The 15,247-nt window shown below is 65.6% G+C and carries 13 protein-coding genes; 7 read left to right on the top strand and 6 right to left on the bottom strand.

Annotated elements, in window-relative coordinates; all coding sequences use genetic code 11:
* Positions 1-12 precede the first annotated feature (12 nt).
* Positions 13-1,116 carry a helix-turn-helix transcriptional regulator gene (locus JVX91_RS25030; protein WP_240201664.1) on the bottom strand — a complete coding sequence of 368 codons (1,104 nt, stop codon included), beginning with the start codon at positions 1,114-1,116 and terminating at the stop codon, positions 13-15.
* 347 nt (positions 1,117-1,463) lie between these two features.
* Between JVX91_RS25030 and JVX91_RS25025 the strand changes: the two genes are divergently transcribed.
* A complete protein-coding gene (locus JVX91_RS25025) occupies positions 1,464-3,914 on the top strand; it encodes an EAL domain-containing protein (RefSeq protein WP_205340099.1) in 2,451 nt (816 codons plus the stop codon).
* Positions 3,915-3,989: 75 nt separating this feature from the next.
* Entirely contained in the window at positions 3,990-4,781 is a 792-nt protein-coding gene (locus JVX91_RS25020) for an iron-containing redox enzyme family protein (protein WP_205336758.1), read from the top strand.
* A gap of 220 nt (positions 4,782-5,001) precedes the next feature.
* Here JVX91_RS25020 and JVX91_RS25015 read toward each other — a convergent pair whose 3' ends face one another.
* From JVX91_RS25015 to JVX91_RS25005, 3 genes are all read right to left on the bottom strand, one after another.
* Positions 5,002-5,958 carry a zinc-binding alcohol dehydrogenase family protein gene (locus tag JVX91_RS25015; RefSeq protein ID WP_205336757.1) on the bottom strand — a complete coding sequence of 319 codons (957 nt, stop codon included), beginning with the start codon at positions 5,956-5,958 and terminating at the stop codon, positions 5,002-5,004.
* A 36-nt stretch (positions 5,959-5,994) separates the two neighbouring features.
* On the bottom strand, positions 5,995-6,156 hold the full coding sequence (locus tag JVX91_RS25010; protein WP_205336756.1) for a DUF1427 family protein: 162 nt from the start codon (positions 6,154-6,156) through the stop codon (positions 5,995-5,997).
* Positions 6,157-6,542: 386 nt separating this feature from the next.
* Entirely contained in the window at positions 6,543-7,310 is a 768-nt protein-coding gene (locus JVX91_RS25005) for a helix-turn-helix transcriptional regulator (RefSeq protein ID WP_205336755.1), read from the bottom strand.
* A gap of 303 nt (positions 7,311-7,613) precedes the next feature.
* On the opposite strand from JVX91_RS25005, the gene hppD reads away from it, so the two are divergent.
* The 4 genes from hppD to JVX91_RS24985 all read left to right on the top strand — a co-directional run bounded on the left by hppD (position 7,614) and on the right by JVX91_RS24985 (position 11,387).
* Complete coding sequence (hppD, locus tag JVX91_RS25000) at positions 7,614-8,696, top strand: 4-hydroxyphenylpyruvate dioxygenase (RefSeq protein ID WP_205336754.1); 1,083 nt, start codon at positions 7,614-7,616, stop codon at positions 8,694-8,696.
* Between the two features lie 53 nt (positions 8,697-8,749).
* Positions 8,750-9,391, top strand: coding sequence for a maleylacetoacetate isomerase (maiA, locus tag JVX91_RS24995; RefSeq protein WP_205336753.1), 642 nt, complete (start codon positions 8,750-8,752; stop codon positions 9,389-9,391).
* A 101-nt stretch (positions 9,392-9,492) separates the two neighbouring features.
* The gene (locus JVX91_RS24990; protein ID WP_205336752.1) at positions 9,493-10,908 is read left to right on the top strand and encodes an amino acid permease; all 1,416 of its coding nucleotides are present in this window, start codon (positions 9,493-9,495) and stop codon (positions 10,906-10,908) included.
* 101 nt (positions 10,909-11,009) lie between these two features.
* Entirely contained in the window at positions 11,010-11,387 is a 378-nt protein-coding gene (locus JVX91_RS24985) for an MliC family protein (RefSeq protein WP_205336751.1), read from the top strand.
* 170 nt (positions 11,388-11,557) lie between these two features.
* Here the strand turns inward: JVX91_RS24985 and JVX91_RS24980 are convergent, their stop codons facing one another.
* A complete protein-coding gene (locus JVX91_RS24980) occupies positions 11,558-12,472 on the bottom strand; it encodes a nucleoside-binding protein (protein WP_205336750.1) in 915 nt (304 codons plus the stop codon).
* A gap of 249 nt (positions 12,473-12,721) precedes the next feature.
* Between JVX91_RS24980 and arfB the strand changes: the two genes are divergently transcribed.
* Complete coding sequence (gene arfB / locus JVX91_RS24975; protein ID WP_205336749.1) at positions 12,722-13,135, top strand: alternative ribosome rescue aminoacyl-tRNA hydrolase ArfB; 414 nt, start codon at positions 12,722-12,724, stop codon at positions 13,133-13,135.
* A gap of 361 nt (positions 13,136-13,496) precedes the next feature.
* Here the strand turns inward: arfB and JVX91_RS24970 are convergent, their stop codons facing one another.
* Positions 13,497-15,185, bottom strand: coding sequence for a lactate permease LctP family transporter (locus tag JVX91_RS24970; protein ID WP_205336748.1), 1,689 nt, complete (start codon positions 15,183-15,185; stop codon positions 13,497-13,499).
* Positions 15,186-15,247 lie beyond the last annotated feature (62 nt).

Below are 15,247 nucleotides of genomic sequence, written 5' to 3'. Positions count from 1 at the left end.
GTCGCGAAAATCTCAATGCTGCCCCAGGCGCACCAGCAGGCTCACCAGTTCTGCCTGGCGGCTGGTGCGTGTCTTGCGGAACAGGGCGCGCAGCTGGCTGCGCACGGTATTGATCGAGGTGCCCAGTTGCTCGGCGCAGTGCTCCGGCGTCAGGCCGCGCACCAGCAGGTCGCCCAGGCGCTGTTCGGCCGGGGTGAGACCGAACAGCTCGCCCAGCAGCCGGTTCTGGCGGTGCGCATCGAGCACGGCCAGCAGCACCAGCGGTCGCTGGAACGGCTGGTTGAAGCCGGCTTCGGCCGGCACCGGAGTCACCAGCAGTTCCTGTCCGCTTCCATCGCCCAGCGGCAGCCAGCCAGCGTGGCCCTTGCCCTGTCGCGGGCCGGCGTGGCGCACCAGGCCTTGCAGCTTCGCATCGTGCTGGCGGCAGTGCAGGCGGCCGAACACTTCGTGGAACAGCCCCGCGCGCTCCCCCAGCCGTTGTTGCGCCGCCTGGTTGGCGTAGAGCACGCGGGTGTCGCCATCGAGCAGCCAGAGCGGCGTGGGGTACTGGTCCAGCAGCAGATCGCGGTGGGCCAGCTCCTGGCGCATCGCGTCGATGCGGCCGAACATGCGCGCCGCGCGGGTGAGATGCTGGCTCAGGCGCGCCAGCAGCGCCTGCTCGGTGCCATCCGGGTAGCGCGCGCCCAGGCTGGTCAGCACCGACAGATAGATACCCGAGCTGGCCTGTTCGTTGAGCTTCACGCAGGACACGTTGTGCATGCCGTTGGGCCGCTGGAACTCCTGATAGTAGGGATCGCGGGCGATGCGCTGCGGCCCGTACTCTTCGCGATCGTGGTACCAGCGGCCGACCGGGCGGTGCAGCATGAAGCCCTTGGCCGGGTCGATGGTGCAGAACTCGCGGTTATAGATGTCGATGGCGCCGGGGTCGCACAGGTTGATCTCGCTGGCCAGCGCGCCGTTCTCGGTCTGGTCCCAGAACAGCAGGGCGCCCTGCTGGCGACCGCTGGCGTCGATCAGTTCGGTGAGCAGCGGCAGCCAGTTGCCCTCGTCGAGCACGCACTCGTAAGTCAGGCCCACCAGGCGGTCATACAGCGCGTCCATATCTCGCCGTGGCATGGCTTCTCCGTTCGCCGCTTCCTGATTGCAGATTGCACGACGACTTGAGGTATGGCACATGGCCGATGGTGTCGCAAGGCCAGTAGTCGTCGGACTTAAGTGGCCAATTGGGTGGACTCGACGAAAGGCCGGCGCCAGGCGCTCCGAGACCGATCGTCCGCGATTTTCCGGCGGACAGCCGGTAGTTAGCCGACCAAGTGTCATGCCTGGCGGTTTGAGGAATTCCACCGATCGGCTATGAGTAAATGAGGGGCGGCCTACAGGAGTCCCCGAGGAGGAGCATGCGGCTCCGCCGCAGCGGCCTGCCAGGGATAACAAGAAGGAAGCCGAAACGGGTTATGGATGCAATGGGACTGTTGCCGACCCGGCGCACGACGCGCCTGCTCAAACTGGTCTGGCCGTTCATGGTCGTGGTGTTGCTGCAGGCGCTGATCGGTGGCGGCAGCCTCTACATCCTGTCCGGCGTGCGCGCCTATGTGGGCGGGGAGAGCCTTTGGTCCAAGGGCCAGAAGGACGCCATCCACTATCTCCAGCTCTACGGCCAGAGCCACGATGCGGCGGATTACGAGCGCTATCGCACCGCCATCGCCATTCCCCAGGGCGACCGGACTTTCCGAGCCGCCCTCGACCTCAGCGAACCCGACCTGGCATTGGCCCACGCCGGCGCCTTGCAGGGCGGCAACCACCCCGACGACGTCGGCGCGCTGATCTGGCTCTACCGCTACTTCCACGAGTACAGCTATTTCGACCAGGCGGTGAAGATGTGGATCATCGGCGACGCCTACCTCGACCAGTTGGAGCAACTGGCCGACGAGATGCACGCGAAGATCCGCGCCAGCGATGTCCGTCCCGGCGACCTGAGCTACTGGAACAGCCGTATCCAGGTGATCAACGATGGTGTCACGCCAGCCACCATGGCGTTCTCCGCGGCGCTTGGGCAGGGCTCGCGGATGCTGATGTGGGTGTTGCTGGTGGCCAACGCCCTGATCGGCCTGTGCCTGATCCTCCTGGCGGTCTGGCGCACGCGCAAGCTGCTGCACCAGCAACGCGCCTTCCAGAGCGCCCTGGACACCGAGAAGGAGCGTGCCCAGACGACGCTGGCGGCTATCGGAGATGGCGTGGTGACCCTCGACGAATTCGAGTGCATCGCCTACTTCAACCCGGCCGCCGAACGGATGATCGGCTGGGATAACTCCATGGCCGTAGGGCTGCCGCTGCGCTCGCTGCTGCGGGTGCTCGACGAAAGCTCCGAAGAGGAAGGCCTGCCGCTGGTGGGGCAGATCCTGCGTGGCGAAGTGGAGGGCGGCAGCGAGACCAGCAAATTGATCCAGCGCCTGGACGGCACCAGCGTGGCGGTGACCCTGGTGGCCACGCCGATCCATGCCGAGTCCCACGTCGTCGGCGTGGTGCTGGTGTTGCACGACATGACCCGCGAGCGCCAGTACATGGCCAGCCTGTCCTGGCAGGCGACCCACGATGCCCTGACCGGCCTGACCAACCGCCGCGAGTTCGAGTTCCGCCTCAAGCAGGCGCTGGAAAGCTCCGCCGACACCCACGGCCAGCATTCGCTGATGTACCTGGACCTGGACCAGTTCAAGCTGGTCAACGACACCTGTGGCCACGCCGCCGGCGACGAACTGCTGCGCCAGGTCTGCTCGGTGCTGCAACAGTGCCTGCGCGATGGCGACACCCTGGCACGTCTGGGCGGCGACGAGTTCGGCATCCTGCTGGAGCACTGTCCGCCGGACATGGCGGTGCAGATCGCCGAACGTATACGCCTGACCGTTCAGGCCCTGCATTTCATGTGGGAAGGGCGCGGTTTCAATATCACCGTCAGTATCGGCGTGGTGCACATCTCCGCCATGCTGGTGTCGGTGGAAGAGGCCCTGCGCTGTGCCGACATGGCCTGCTACATGGCCAAGGAGAAGGGCCGCAACCGTGCCCAGGTGTTCCGCCCGGACGATACCGAGTTGTCCAACCGGGTTGGCGAGATGGCCTGGGTGCAGCGCATCCGCCTGGCGCTGGAGGAAGAGCGTTTCTGCCTGTTCGCCCAGCCGATCTTCCCGGTCGATCCGCGCGCGGAGGAGGGCGCCCATGTCGAACTGCTGCTGCGCCTGAACGACGAATGTGGCCGGGTGGTGGCGCCGATCAACTTCATTCCCGCCGCCGAACGCTACGGTCTGATGCCGGACATCGACCGCTGGGTGGTCGAGAACGCCTTCAAGATCCTGGCCGCGCGCGTGGCCGACGGTGGCTACGAGCCGATCCATACCTGCGCCATCAACCTCTCCGGCGCGACCATCGGTGATGACACCTTCCTCGACTTCCTGCGCGAGCTGCAGCCGCGCTACGGCATCGCGCCGTCGAACATCTGCTTCGAGATCACCGAGACCAGCGCCATCGCCAACCTGGTCAACGCCACGCGCTTCATCCAGGAACTCAAGGCGCTGGGCTATCGCTTCTCGCTGGACGACTTCTGCGCCGGCATGTCGTCCTTCGTCTATCTCAAACACTTGCCGGTGGACTACCTGAAGATCGACGGCAGCTTCATCAAGGACATGCTCGAGGACCCCATCGACCGCGCCATGGTCCAGGTGATCAACCAGATCGGCCACGTGATGGGCAAACGCACGGTGGCGGAGTTCGTCGAGACCCAGGAAATCCTCGACGTGCTGCGCGAAATCGGCATCGACTACGCCCAGGGCTACGGTCTGGCGCGGCCGCAGCCGTTCAATCGCAGCTTCCTGCGTGAGGCGGCGTTTGCGACCGTTGGATCGGACACAACCTCCGGACGGTGACGTGGCGTCCTCAGAGGGCTAATCTGAGGCCTGATTTACCGGTGCTTGCATGGATCGAACAGCACGGAGCCTTGGATGAACGACACCTTTGTTCGTAGTGGGCCGCTCAAGGATCTTTCCAGTTACCCGCAGTGGGCGCAGCGCCTGGTGCAGGAGTGCGAGACCAGCCGCCTGGCGGTGGTCGGGCATCCACTCTACGCGCGAATGCGCGACGGCCAACTGAGCCGGCAGACCATGCGCGCCTTTCTCATCGGCGGTTGGCAGGTGGTCGAGCAGTTCCCCCTGTACATGTCCCAGAACCTGCTCAAGACCCGCTTCGGTCGAAGCCCCGGCGAGGACATGGCGCGCCGCTGGCTGATGCGCAACATCCGCGTTGAACTCAACCATGCCGACTACTGGCTGCACTGGGCCGAGGCCTACGGCGTGACGCTGGCCGAGCTCAAGGCGCAACTGGTGCCCGCCGAGCTTCATGCGCTCGGCCACTGGTGCTGGCACAGCTGCGCCACCGACGATCTGGCGCTGGCGATGGCGGCGACCAACTACGCCATCGAGGGCGCGACCGGGGATTGGTCGGCGCTGGTCTGTTCCACCGATACCTATGAACGCACGCTGCCCGCCGGCGCCCGCAAGGACGCCATGCGCTGGCTGAAGATGCACGCCCGCTACGACGACGACCATCCCTGGGAAGCCCTGGAAATCATCTGCACCCTGTGCGGGCCGCAAGTGCCGGTACCGCGTGTGCTGGCGCTGCGCGAGGCGATCTGCAAGAGCTACGGCTACATGCGCATCTTCCTCGACCACTGCCTGGCGCTGGAAGAGGCGCAAGGCGGCTCGCGGCGAGCCTCTTCGATGAAGGCGGCGGGGTAGGGGCTGATTGTGCTCCTGCGCAGGGGAATGCCCTCACCCCAACCCTCTCCCGCAGGGAGAGGGGGCCGTTCGTAGCGGCCGGTGAAAGCCTCAGTCTCCTGAATCTTCTGCACTGACGTTCCGGTGAGCACCGGAGACGATCTTCCGCGCCGATCAGTCCCCTCTCCCTGCGGGAGAGGGCTAGGGTGAGGGGGTTTTCAGCGAACCGCCAATCGAATCCTCAAGGCACGAGAATAATCTTCTCGCTGCTGCCCTCGTTGATCTCGTGATAGCGCTGCACGCCCTCGCTCAGCGGCACCTCGCGCAGGCCGCTGGGCAGCGGCAGCTTGCCGTCGTCGAACCATTGGCCGAACTGGCGCAGCATCGCCGCGCAGGCGACCGTGTCGTACAGCAGCGAATTCACCCCCACTACCGAACCGCCACGGCGATACAGCGCCAGCGCCGGCAACTGCACGTGGCCGTCCACCGGTGCGGCGATGATGGCGATGCGGCCGAAGGTGGCCAGGGCGGAGACCGCCGCCGGCAGCCAGAAACCGGTGGTATCGAAGATCACCTCGGCGCCGCCGGGGAAGTGCTCCTCCACCTGGGCGGCCAGCGTCTCGGCGGCTCCCAGCAGGACACTCGGCACGCCCTGGGCCTGCAGCTCCACCTGGGATTCGGCACGGCGCACCGCCCCCAGAACCTGCGCACCACGGGCCTTGGCCAGGGAGATGGCCGCCGCACCGACGGCGCCGGAACCGATCACCAGCAAGCGGGTGCCGGCACCGACCTGGCTGCGCTCCAGGGCGTCCCAGGCGGTGGTGAAGGGTACGCCGCAGCTGGCGGCCTGGGCGAAGCTCATGCGCTCGGGCATCAGCGCCACGCCGCCGACCGGCACGCTCATCAGCTGGGCGTGGCTGCCGTTGCGGGTGAAGCCCAGGCCCTTGCCGGTGCCCCAGACAGATTTGCCCAGCAGCTCGGCCGGGCCCTTCACCACCGTGCCGGCGAAGTCGCGGCCCGGTACGCGGGGCAGGGTGGTGTAGGGGAAGCGGCCGAGGACGTTCTTCACGTCGCTGGGGTTGAGGCCGGCGGCGTGGACTTCCACCAGCACTTCATCAGCGGCGGGCACCGGGTCGGCGAGGTCGGTGAAGCTCAGGGCGGCGAGGTCGCCGGTGCGGTCGAATTGCAGGGCTTTCATGGCACGGGTCCTTGGCAATCAGTTGCGGAGAATGGGTCAGTGGAACCAACGGGTCAGCAGCGGCAGGGCGTTCTCGCCGATCTGCATGCCCAGCAGGCCGATCAGCGCCACCAGCGGCGGCGCGGGTGAGCGGAAATCGAGGAAGTGGTAGGCCAGGCCGACGGCGATGCCGATGGCGAGGGAGATCAGGTAGCTCATGTGTCCTCCGTGGATCGCTCCGGCGGCTGGGTGGGATGGGAGCAGTCTAGGGGCTGCTGGAGGGCGTCGCCGGTCAGGGACTTCGGAATATCGGACAGATGTCGGTGGGGAGTATCGGATGGGCATGCGCCCACGTAGGAGCGGACCTTGTCCGCGATGTGCCTGCCTCGCTCTGACGTTTCCCGCGCCGCTTCGGCGTGTGCGGATGTTTCTCTGAATGACGTCAAAGCCAGAGCCAAACCGGCAGACTGCCCATTTTCGTAGGAGCGGACTCCGTCCGCGATGATCATCAGCGGCCGGGAAACATCGCGGACGGAGTCCGCTCCTACGTAGCCGGAAAGTCTGGAGGCGACCTGAATACAGAGATCGCGGGCTCCTGCTCGGAGCTACCGCGCGCAATACTCCGACGGCGCCACGCCCAGCTCGCGCCGGAACATCTCACTGAAGCTCCCCGGCTGATACCCCAGCCCATGGGCAATCTGGCTCACCGCGACGCCCTCGTTGAGCTGCGCCACGGCGGTGGCCAGCTGCACCTGCCGCCGCCACTGGGCGAAGCCCATGCCCAGGCTGCGCTGGAACAGGCGGGCGAGGGTGCGCACGCTGGCGCCGGCGTCGGCGGCGTGCTGCTCGAAGGAGATCTCCTGGCTCGGTTCGGCCATCACCGCCAGGCACAGGTTCAACAGGCGGCGGTCGGAATCCTCCGGCAGCGGCACGCGCAGCAGCAGGCTGCGGGCGCGTTGCAGCTCCAGCACGGCCAGTTGCGACAGCGCCTGGTAATACTCGGAGTCCGGCTCGCTCTCGTGCTGCACCAGGGTGACGATCAGCTCGCGCAGCAGCCCGCCGACCTCGAAGGCCTGCACCTGCTCACCCAGCGAATCCGCCGTGCCCGGCCGCAGGTAGATATTGCGCATCTGCAGCTCGCTGACCACGCGGATGCCGTGGGGCACCTGCGGCGGCAGCCAGACGGCTCGGTTCGGCGGCACCAGAAGCGCTTCGGAAGGCGTTTCCAGCCACATCACCCCGGACATCGCATAGAGCACCTGCCCCCAGTCATGGGAGTGCGGTTCGATGTGCAGGCCACGCGGATAGCTGCGGGCGAGGGCGCGCAGGGAAGCCGGAGTGGCGTCGAAATCGGGAGGAGCGGCGCGGGCCATGGGGCGGTTCGAGCAGGGGAGATGAGCCGCATGGTAGCCGCCGCACGGCGCCCTGACGAGAGCGCGGCACTCGCACTGGCAGGCTGGTGCACCACCTTGTCACGAATTCTTTACGGTGCGGCGGCATGCCGCATAGGGCTTTGGGCAGCGTAAGGATTTCTTGCCGGGCTACCGCAGCAATCACGCGTTGAGGGGTAGGCAGCCGGCTTGTTCCAAAGCCCCGCGACGGTTGTGATGAAGGCATTCCAAACGCCTGGACGGCCCCTGCGCCGAACCAGCCGATAACGACAACGAGGAGGCCGGATGAACGCCGTGACCAAGATCGAGCAACACAATCCCATCGGCACCGACGGCTTCGAGTTCGTCGAATTCACCGCCCCCGACGCGAAGGGCATCGAGCAACTGCGCCAGCTGTTCACCGGCATGGGCTTCACCGAGACCGCCAAGCATCGTTCCAAGGAAGTCTTCCTGTTCCAGCAGAACGACATCAACATCGTGCTCAACGGCAGCCCCACCGGCCACGTCCACGAGTTCGCCAAGAAGCACGGCCCGAGCGCCTGCGCCATGGCCTTCCGGGTGAAGAATGCCGCCCAGGCCGCCGCCTACGTCGAATCCCAGGGCGCCACGCTGGTGGGCAGCCACGCCAACTTCGGCGAGCTGAACATCCCCTGCGTCGAAGGCATCGGCGGTTCGCTGCTGTACCTCGTCGACCGTTATGGCGACAAGAGCATCTATGACGTCGACTTCGAGTTCATCGAAGGCCGCAGCGCCAACGACAACGCCGTCGGCCTGCTGTGCATCGACCACCTGACCCACAACGTCAAGCGCGGCCAGATGGACGTCTGGTCCGGCTTCTACGAGCGTATCGCCAACTTCCGCGAGATCCGCTACTTCGACATCGAAGGCAAGCTCACCGGCCTGCTGTCCCGCGCCATGACCGCGCCCTGCGGCAAGATCCGCATCCCGATCAACGAGTCGGCGGACGACAAGTCGCAGATCGAGGAATTCATCCGCGAATACCACGGCGAAGGCATCCAGCACATCGCCCTGACCACCGAGAACATCTACGAAACCGTGCGCCAGCTGCGCGCCAACGGCGTGGATTTCATGAGCACCCCGGATACCTACTACGCGAAGGTCGACACCCGCGTCGCCGGCCACGGCGAGCCGCTGGAGCAACTGCGCGAGCTGAGCATCCTGATCGACGGCGCGCCGGGCGACGACGGCATCCTGCTGCAGATCTTCACCAACACGGTGATCGGCCCGATCTTCTTCGAGATCATCCAGCGCAAGGGCAACCAGGGCTTCGGCGAGGGCAACTTCAAGGCCCTGTTCGAATCCATCGAGGAAGACCAGATTCGCCGTGGCGTGATCTCCGATCAGTAACTCGCTAGCAGGGTGGCCGCGCGGATAGCGTGGGCCGCCTTCGGAGAACCGCCATGCTCACCCTGTATTCCTACTGGCGCTCCAGCGCCGCCTACCGCGTGCGCATTGCGCTTGGCCTCAAGGGTCTGGCCTACCGCCAGGTACCAGTGCACCTGATGAAGGACGGCGGCCAACAGCACGCCGCCGACTATAAAGCGCTCAACCCGCAGGAACTGGTGCCGCTGCTGGTGGACGGCGACGCGCGCATCGCCCAGTCCCTGGCCATCCTCGAATACCTCGACGAAACCCACCCGCAACCCGGCCTGCTGCCGCGCGATCCGCTGCAACGCGCCCAGGTGCGTGCGCTGTCCCTGCACATCGCCTGCGACATCCATCCGCTGAACAACCTGCGCGTGCTGCAGTACCTCAGTGGCCCGTTGGCTGTGGCGGACGAGGCGAAGAGTGTGTGGATCCGCCACTGGATCGAAACCGGCCTGCATGCGGTGGAAGAGGGCGTCTCCAGCTGGAGCGGTCCGCTGTCCCTCGGCGAGCGTCCCGGTTATTTCGAAGCCTGCCTGATCCCCCAGCTGTACAACGCCCACCGTTTCGAGTGCGACCTGTCCGGCTGTCCGCGCCTGCTCGCCATCGCCGCGCGCTGCGAGTCCCTCGAAGCCTTCCAGCAGGCCGCCCCGGAGGTGCAGCCCGACGCTCAGTAAGTCCCTCCCGTTCCACCGCTCTTTAGCCTTGCCTTGCCCGCACCGCCTGGCCACAAGCCGGGCGGCCGAATCCCGTCACAGATAAAAACAACAGGTGACGCATGACGCGTGAAACTCAACACGCAGGCCAGCTCCAGCGCGGCCTGAAGAATCGCCATATCCAGCTGATCGCCCTCGGCGGGGCCATCGGTACCGGGCTGTTCCTCGGCTCCGCCGGCGTGCTCAAGTCCGCCGGCCCGTCGATGATCCTCGGCTATGCCATCGCCGGCTTCATCGCCTTCCTGATCATGCGCCAGCTCGGCGAAATGATCGTCGAGGAGCCCGTGGCCGGCTCCTTCAGCCATTTCGCGCACAAGTACTGGGGCGGTTTCGCCGGCTTCCTCTCGGGCTGGAACTGCTGGGTGCTGTACATCCTGGTCGGCATGTCGGAGCTCACCGCGGTGGGCAAGTACATCCACTATTGGTGGCCGGACGTTCCGACCTGGGCCACCGCCGCGCTGTTCTTCGTGGTGGTCAACGCCATCAACCTGTTCAACGTGAAGGCCTTCGGCGAGGCGGAGTTCTGGTTCGCCATCATCAAGGTCGCGGCCATCGTCGGCATGATCGCCCTGGGCTGCTACCTGCTGGCCAGCGGCACCGGCGGCGAGCAGGCAACGGTGAGCAACCTGTGGGCCCACGGCGGCTTCTTCCCCCATGGCATCAGCGGGCTGGTGATGGCCATGGCGATCATCATGTTCTCCTTCGGCGGGCTGGAGATGCTCGGCTTCACCGCCGCCGAGGCCGACCGGCCGAAACAGGTGATCCCCAAGGCGATCAACCAGGTGATCTACCGCATCCTGATCTTCTACATCGGCGCGCTCACCGTGCTGCTTTCGCTGACGCCGTGGGACAGCCTGCTGCAGACCCTCAACGCCTCCGGCGACTCCTACAGCGGCAGCCCCTTCGTGCAGATCTTCTCGATGATCGGCAGCGGCACCGCGGCCCACGTCCTCAACTTCGTGGTGCTCACTGCCGCATTATCGGTCTACAACAGCGGCACCTACTGCAACGGCCGCATGCTGGTGGGCCTGGCGGAGCAGGGCGATGCCCCGCGCGCGCTGGCCAAGGTGGACAGCCGTGGCGTGCCGGTGCGCTCGCTGATGGTCTCGGCGGCGGTGACTTTCCTCGCCGTACTGGTGAATTACCTGGTGCCGGCCCGCGCGCTGGAGCTGCTGATGTCCCTGGTGGTCGCAGCGCTGGTGATCAACTGGGCGATGATCAGCCTGGCGCACCTGAAGTTCCGCGCGCACATGGATGCCGAGGGCAAGCGCACCGCCTTCCGGGCCGTCGCCTATCCGGCAGCCAACTGGCTGTGCCTGGGCTTCGTGGTGTTCATCCTCGGCGTCATGCTGCTCACGCCGGGCATCCAGGTGTCGGTCTATGCCATCCCGGTGTGGTTGCTGGTGATGTACGGCTGCTATCGCCTCAAACGCCAGCCGGCTGCGCGCAGCAGCGCCAGCGCGGCACTGGCTGACTGACGTGGCGGCCTGATCCTACGTTGGGTCGAGCCGCGCGCGATTGACCGCGCGGCCCGATCCTTCCTAGAGTGACCGGGCCATTTTTCGTCAGAGGGATACTCATGAAAAAAGCACTTTGGCTGCTCGCCGCGGCCGTGCCGGTCATCCTCGTTGCCTGTGGTGGCGAAGAGAAGAAAGCGCCGCAGGTCGACGCGCTGGTCCTGCCCGGCGATGCCAAGCTGGACTCGCGCAGCGTCTCGTACAAGTGCGAGGACGGCCGCAAGATCAGCGTGCAGTACCTGAACAAGGGCGACAACAGCCTGGCCGTGGTGCCGGTGACTGACGCCTCCAGCCTGGTCTTCGCCAACGTCATCTCCGCCTCCGGCGCCCGCTATGCGGCCGGACAGTACGTCTGGTGGACCAAGGGCGAAGACGCGACCCTGTACAAGGACTGGAAAGGCGGTGAGCCCGCCGACGGCGTGGTTTGCAAGGAAAACTGATTCTTCCTGCACTGCGTGAACGAAGAAGCCCGGCATTTGCCGGGCTTTTTCATGGGCGAATGTAGGAGCGGCATGGCTTGTAGGAGCGGACCTTGTCCGCGAAAAAGTCCGCGCTCGGGCCTTCGCGGATAAGATCCGCTCCTACTAAAGCAATCCCCAGGGGCGGTGCCTCAGAAGGTGAACTCGAGGTTCACCGTCGGCGTCGAGGTACGGGTTCCGCGCCCGCCATCCACGCCGAATTTGTTGTGCCAGTACTCGTAGCCCACGCCCAGCCACAGGTTCGGCTGGCGCTTGGTACCCGGCAGCGTGGCGAACATCAGCGAGGTGCGGATCAGCGTTTCCGGCGCGGTGTCGTTGTCGTTGTAGTCCTCGCCCTTCTCCCCGGTGTAGTTCAGGAAGCCCTGGAACTTCGCACCGTGGTCGCCCAGCTGGAATGGCCGCAGCCAGGTCAGGTTGAGCATGTAGGTGGTGTCGAAGGTGTGGTCCGGGTGTTTCGCGTTGGGGATGCCGGAGTGGTTCTTCTCGCGGTAGTAGAACAGCGAGAGGTCCAGCACGCCGGGGCCGTTGAACTTGATGGTCGGGCCGAACACCAGCGCGCGCTTCTTCGCCGAGCCGAGGTTGTTGTTGCGGCTGGCGTCGAAGCCGAAGGTGAAGGCGTGGTCCTTCACCAGGCCCTTGCCCTGCGGCAGGTCGAACACTCGCGAGGCGAACAGCTGGCTGCGGAATACCCCATAGACCTCGCTGCTGCCGTGGTCGGTGCCCTTGCGCGGGTCATCGCTGTCGGACTGCAGCACATCGAGGTGGAAGAAGTTGCTGCCGTAGCGGTAACCGTCGGCGTGGCTGAAGCTGAAGATGCGCTTGCTGATGTCGTGCGGGTTGTTCGGGTTAGTGAAGCCCTTGCCGTAGCGGAAGCCCAGCGTGTTGCTGGTCCACTCGAAGAAGCGATCGTCTTCGGCCTGCGCCAGGCCCAGCGGGGCGAGGACCAGTGCGGTACCGAGGGCGAACCGGCGGCCGTTGCTCAGGCGGCGGCTGGAACGCGGTTGGGGGCGGGCGGCGCCAATGGCCGTCGTCGCGGATGAAACCATGCTGCACCTCTGTCTTTTTCTTGTTTTTGTGGCTTGGGGGCCGGCGTCCCGCAGGAGGAACTGCGGTCGGTGACAGGCTGGGTTCTAATGGTGAATTGATGACATTGCAAGAAAAACTTGTACACAAGTTCGTATACAAAAATTGACGCGAAAGTCAGGAACGGGTGCTCTACGGCGGGCTAGATGGCTTCGGGACACCAGCGGCGCTGCGCGGTATCCTGACGTACTGTTCATTCCCGAATCATCCCCATGCTGCAGATTTCCAACACCGTGCAGATCCCCGACGCGGAGATCGAGCTGACCGCCATCCGCGCCCAGGGTGCCGGCGGGCAGAATGTCAACAAGGTGTCCAGCGCGGTGCACCTGCGCTTCGACGTGCGCGCCTCATCCCTGCCGGAGTTCTACAAGGAACGCCTGCTCGCGCTCAGCGACCAGCGCATCACCAGCGACGGCGTGGTGGTGATCAAGGCGCAGCAGTTCCGGACCCAGGAGCAGAATCGCGAGGACGCGCTCAACCGCCTGGCGGAGCTGATCCGCAGCGCCACGAAAGTGGAGAAGAAGCGCCGCCCGACCAAGCCGACGCTGGGCTCGAAGACGCGCCGGCTGGAGGGCAAGAGCAAGCGTGGGACGATCAAGGCGGGGCGGGGGAAGGTGGATTACTGAGCACGGTCCGGGCCGTTGGGAATATCGACGCTCGGGCCTTTCCCTCACCCCAGCCCTCTCCCAGGGGGAGAGGGGGCCGATTGTGCCGGCTGACAGCATGGTTTCACCCTGCACCGAACAGCCCCCTCTCCCGCTAGCGGGAGAGGGGCTGATTGTGCCGGCTGACAGCATGGTTTCATCCCGCACCGAACAGTCCCCTCTCCCGCTTGCGGGAGAGGGTTAGGGTGAGGGGCTCTTGGCCTTCGTAGGAGCGAGCTTGCTCGCGAACCAGCGCCCGCTGCGAAATCGGTTCGCGAGCAATAACGATGGCGTCCCCCTCGCTCCTACAAGTACCTGTGATGTCGGTGCTGACAATCCCGCGTCAGTGCACCAGCATCCCCGTGAACACATATGCCTGCGCCAGCGTGATCAAGCCGATGAACGCCGCGAAGATCAGGCTGTGCTTGACCGTGAAACGGAACAGGTCCGACTCCCGGCCAACCATCCCGGTAGCCGCGCAGGCCACAGCGATCGACTGCGGCGAGATCATCTTGCCGGTGACCCCGCCGGTGGTGTTGGCTGCCACCAGCAGCGTGTCGCTCACGCCGAGCTGGTGCGCTGTAGTTGCCTGCAGCGAGCCGAACAGGGCATTGGATGACGTGTCCGATCCGGTGAGGAACACCCCCAGCCAGCCGAGGAAGGGCGAGAAGAACGGGAAGGCCGCGCCGGTTCCGGCCAGCACCAGCGCCAGGGTCGTGGACATGCCCGAGTAGTTGGTGACGAAAGCGAAGGCCAGCACCATGCCGATGGTCAGCACCGGCCATTTCAGCTCCAGCAGCGTATCGCGGAAGGTCGCCGCGCCGCTCTTGAAGTCGATGCGCAGGATGGCCATCGAAATCAGCGCCGAAATGAAGATCGCGGTGCCGCTGGCCGACACCAGATCGAACTTGTAGACCGCCGGCATGGGCGTCGGGTTGGCGACGATGGGGGCGGCCTTGAGCACCAGCTGGTCGAGGTAGGGCACGGCGATCACCGCCACCCAGCTTTCCAACGCGCCGCCGGGCAGGAACAGCGCCTTGAACGGCTTCATCGTCCAGATCGTCACCAGCACCGTCAGGATCAGGAAGGGCGACCAGGCCTTGATGATCTGCCCCAGGCTGTACTGCGACTCCTGGCGCGGCCCGCCGCCGCCGAAGTTGCCCAGCGTCGCTGTGCCGTCGGCATTGATGCTGGAGAACTCAGTTTCGCGCAGGTTTACCGGCTGCCACACCCGCAGGAACAGCGTCAGGCACACCATGCTCAGCAGCGCGGAGGTGATGTCCGGCAGCTCCGGGCCGATGAAGTTGGAGGTGAGGAACTGGCTGATCGCGAAGGTACCGCCGGCCACCAGCAGCGCTGGCCAGGTTTCGCGGATACCGCGCCAGCCGTCCATCATCGCCACCAGCCAGAACGGCACGATCACCGACAGGATCGGCAACTGCCGCCCGGCCATGGCGCCGATCTTGAAGGCATCCACGCCCGACACCTGCCCGGCGACGATGATCGGGATACCCAGCGCGCCGAAGGCCACCGGTGCAGTGTTGGCGATCAGGCACAGCCCAGCCGCATACAGCGGGTTGAAGCCCAGGCCGACCAGCAGCGCCGCGGTGATCGCCACCGGTGCGCCGAAGCCCGCCGCGCCTTCGAGAAACGCGCCGAAGGAGAAGCCGATCAGCACCACCTGCAAACGCTGGTCGGTGGTGATCGACAGCACCGAGCTGCGGATGATCTCGAACTGCCCGCTCTTCACCGTCAGCTTGTAGAGGAACACCGCCGCGACGATGATCCAGGCGATCGGCCAGAGTCCGTAGAAGAAGCCGTAGACCGCCGACGCCAGGGCCTTGTCCACTGGCATGTGGTAGACGAAGACCGCGACCAGCAATGACAGCACCAGGGTGATCGCGCCGGCGACATGCCCCTTCAGGCGGAACACCGCCAGGGCGAGGAAGAAGAAGATGATCGGCACGAGGGCCGCCAGTGCCGACAGCCCGAGGCTGCCGAGCGGGGTGTAGAGCTGTTGCCAGGTTTGCATGGGGATTGTCCCTTGTTGTTGTGGATGCACACGGCAAAGCGTCAGCGGTGGATAACTTTCGT

Source organism: Pseudomonas sp. PDNC002 (assembly GCF_016919445.1).
Classification (GTDB): domain Bacteria; phylum Pseudomonadota; class Gammaproteobacteria; order Pseudomonadales; family Pseudomonadaceae; genus Pseudomonas.
The sequence above is the reverse complement of the archived record's forward strand: the minus strand, read 5'-3'. Positions and strand labels throughout refer to the sequence as shown.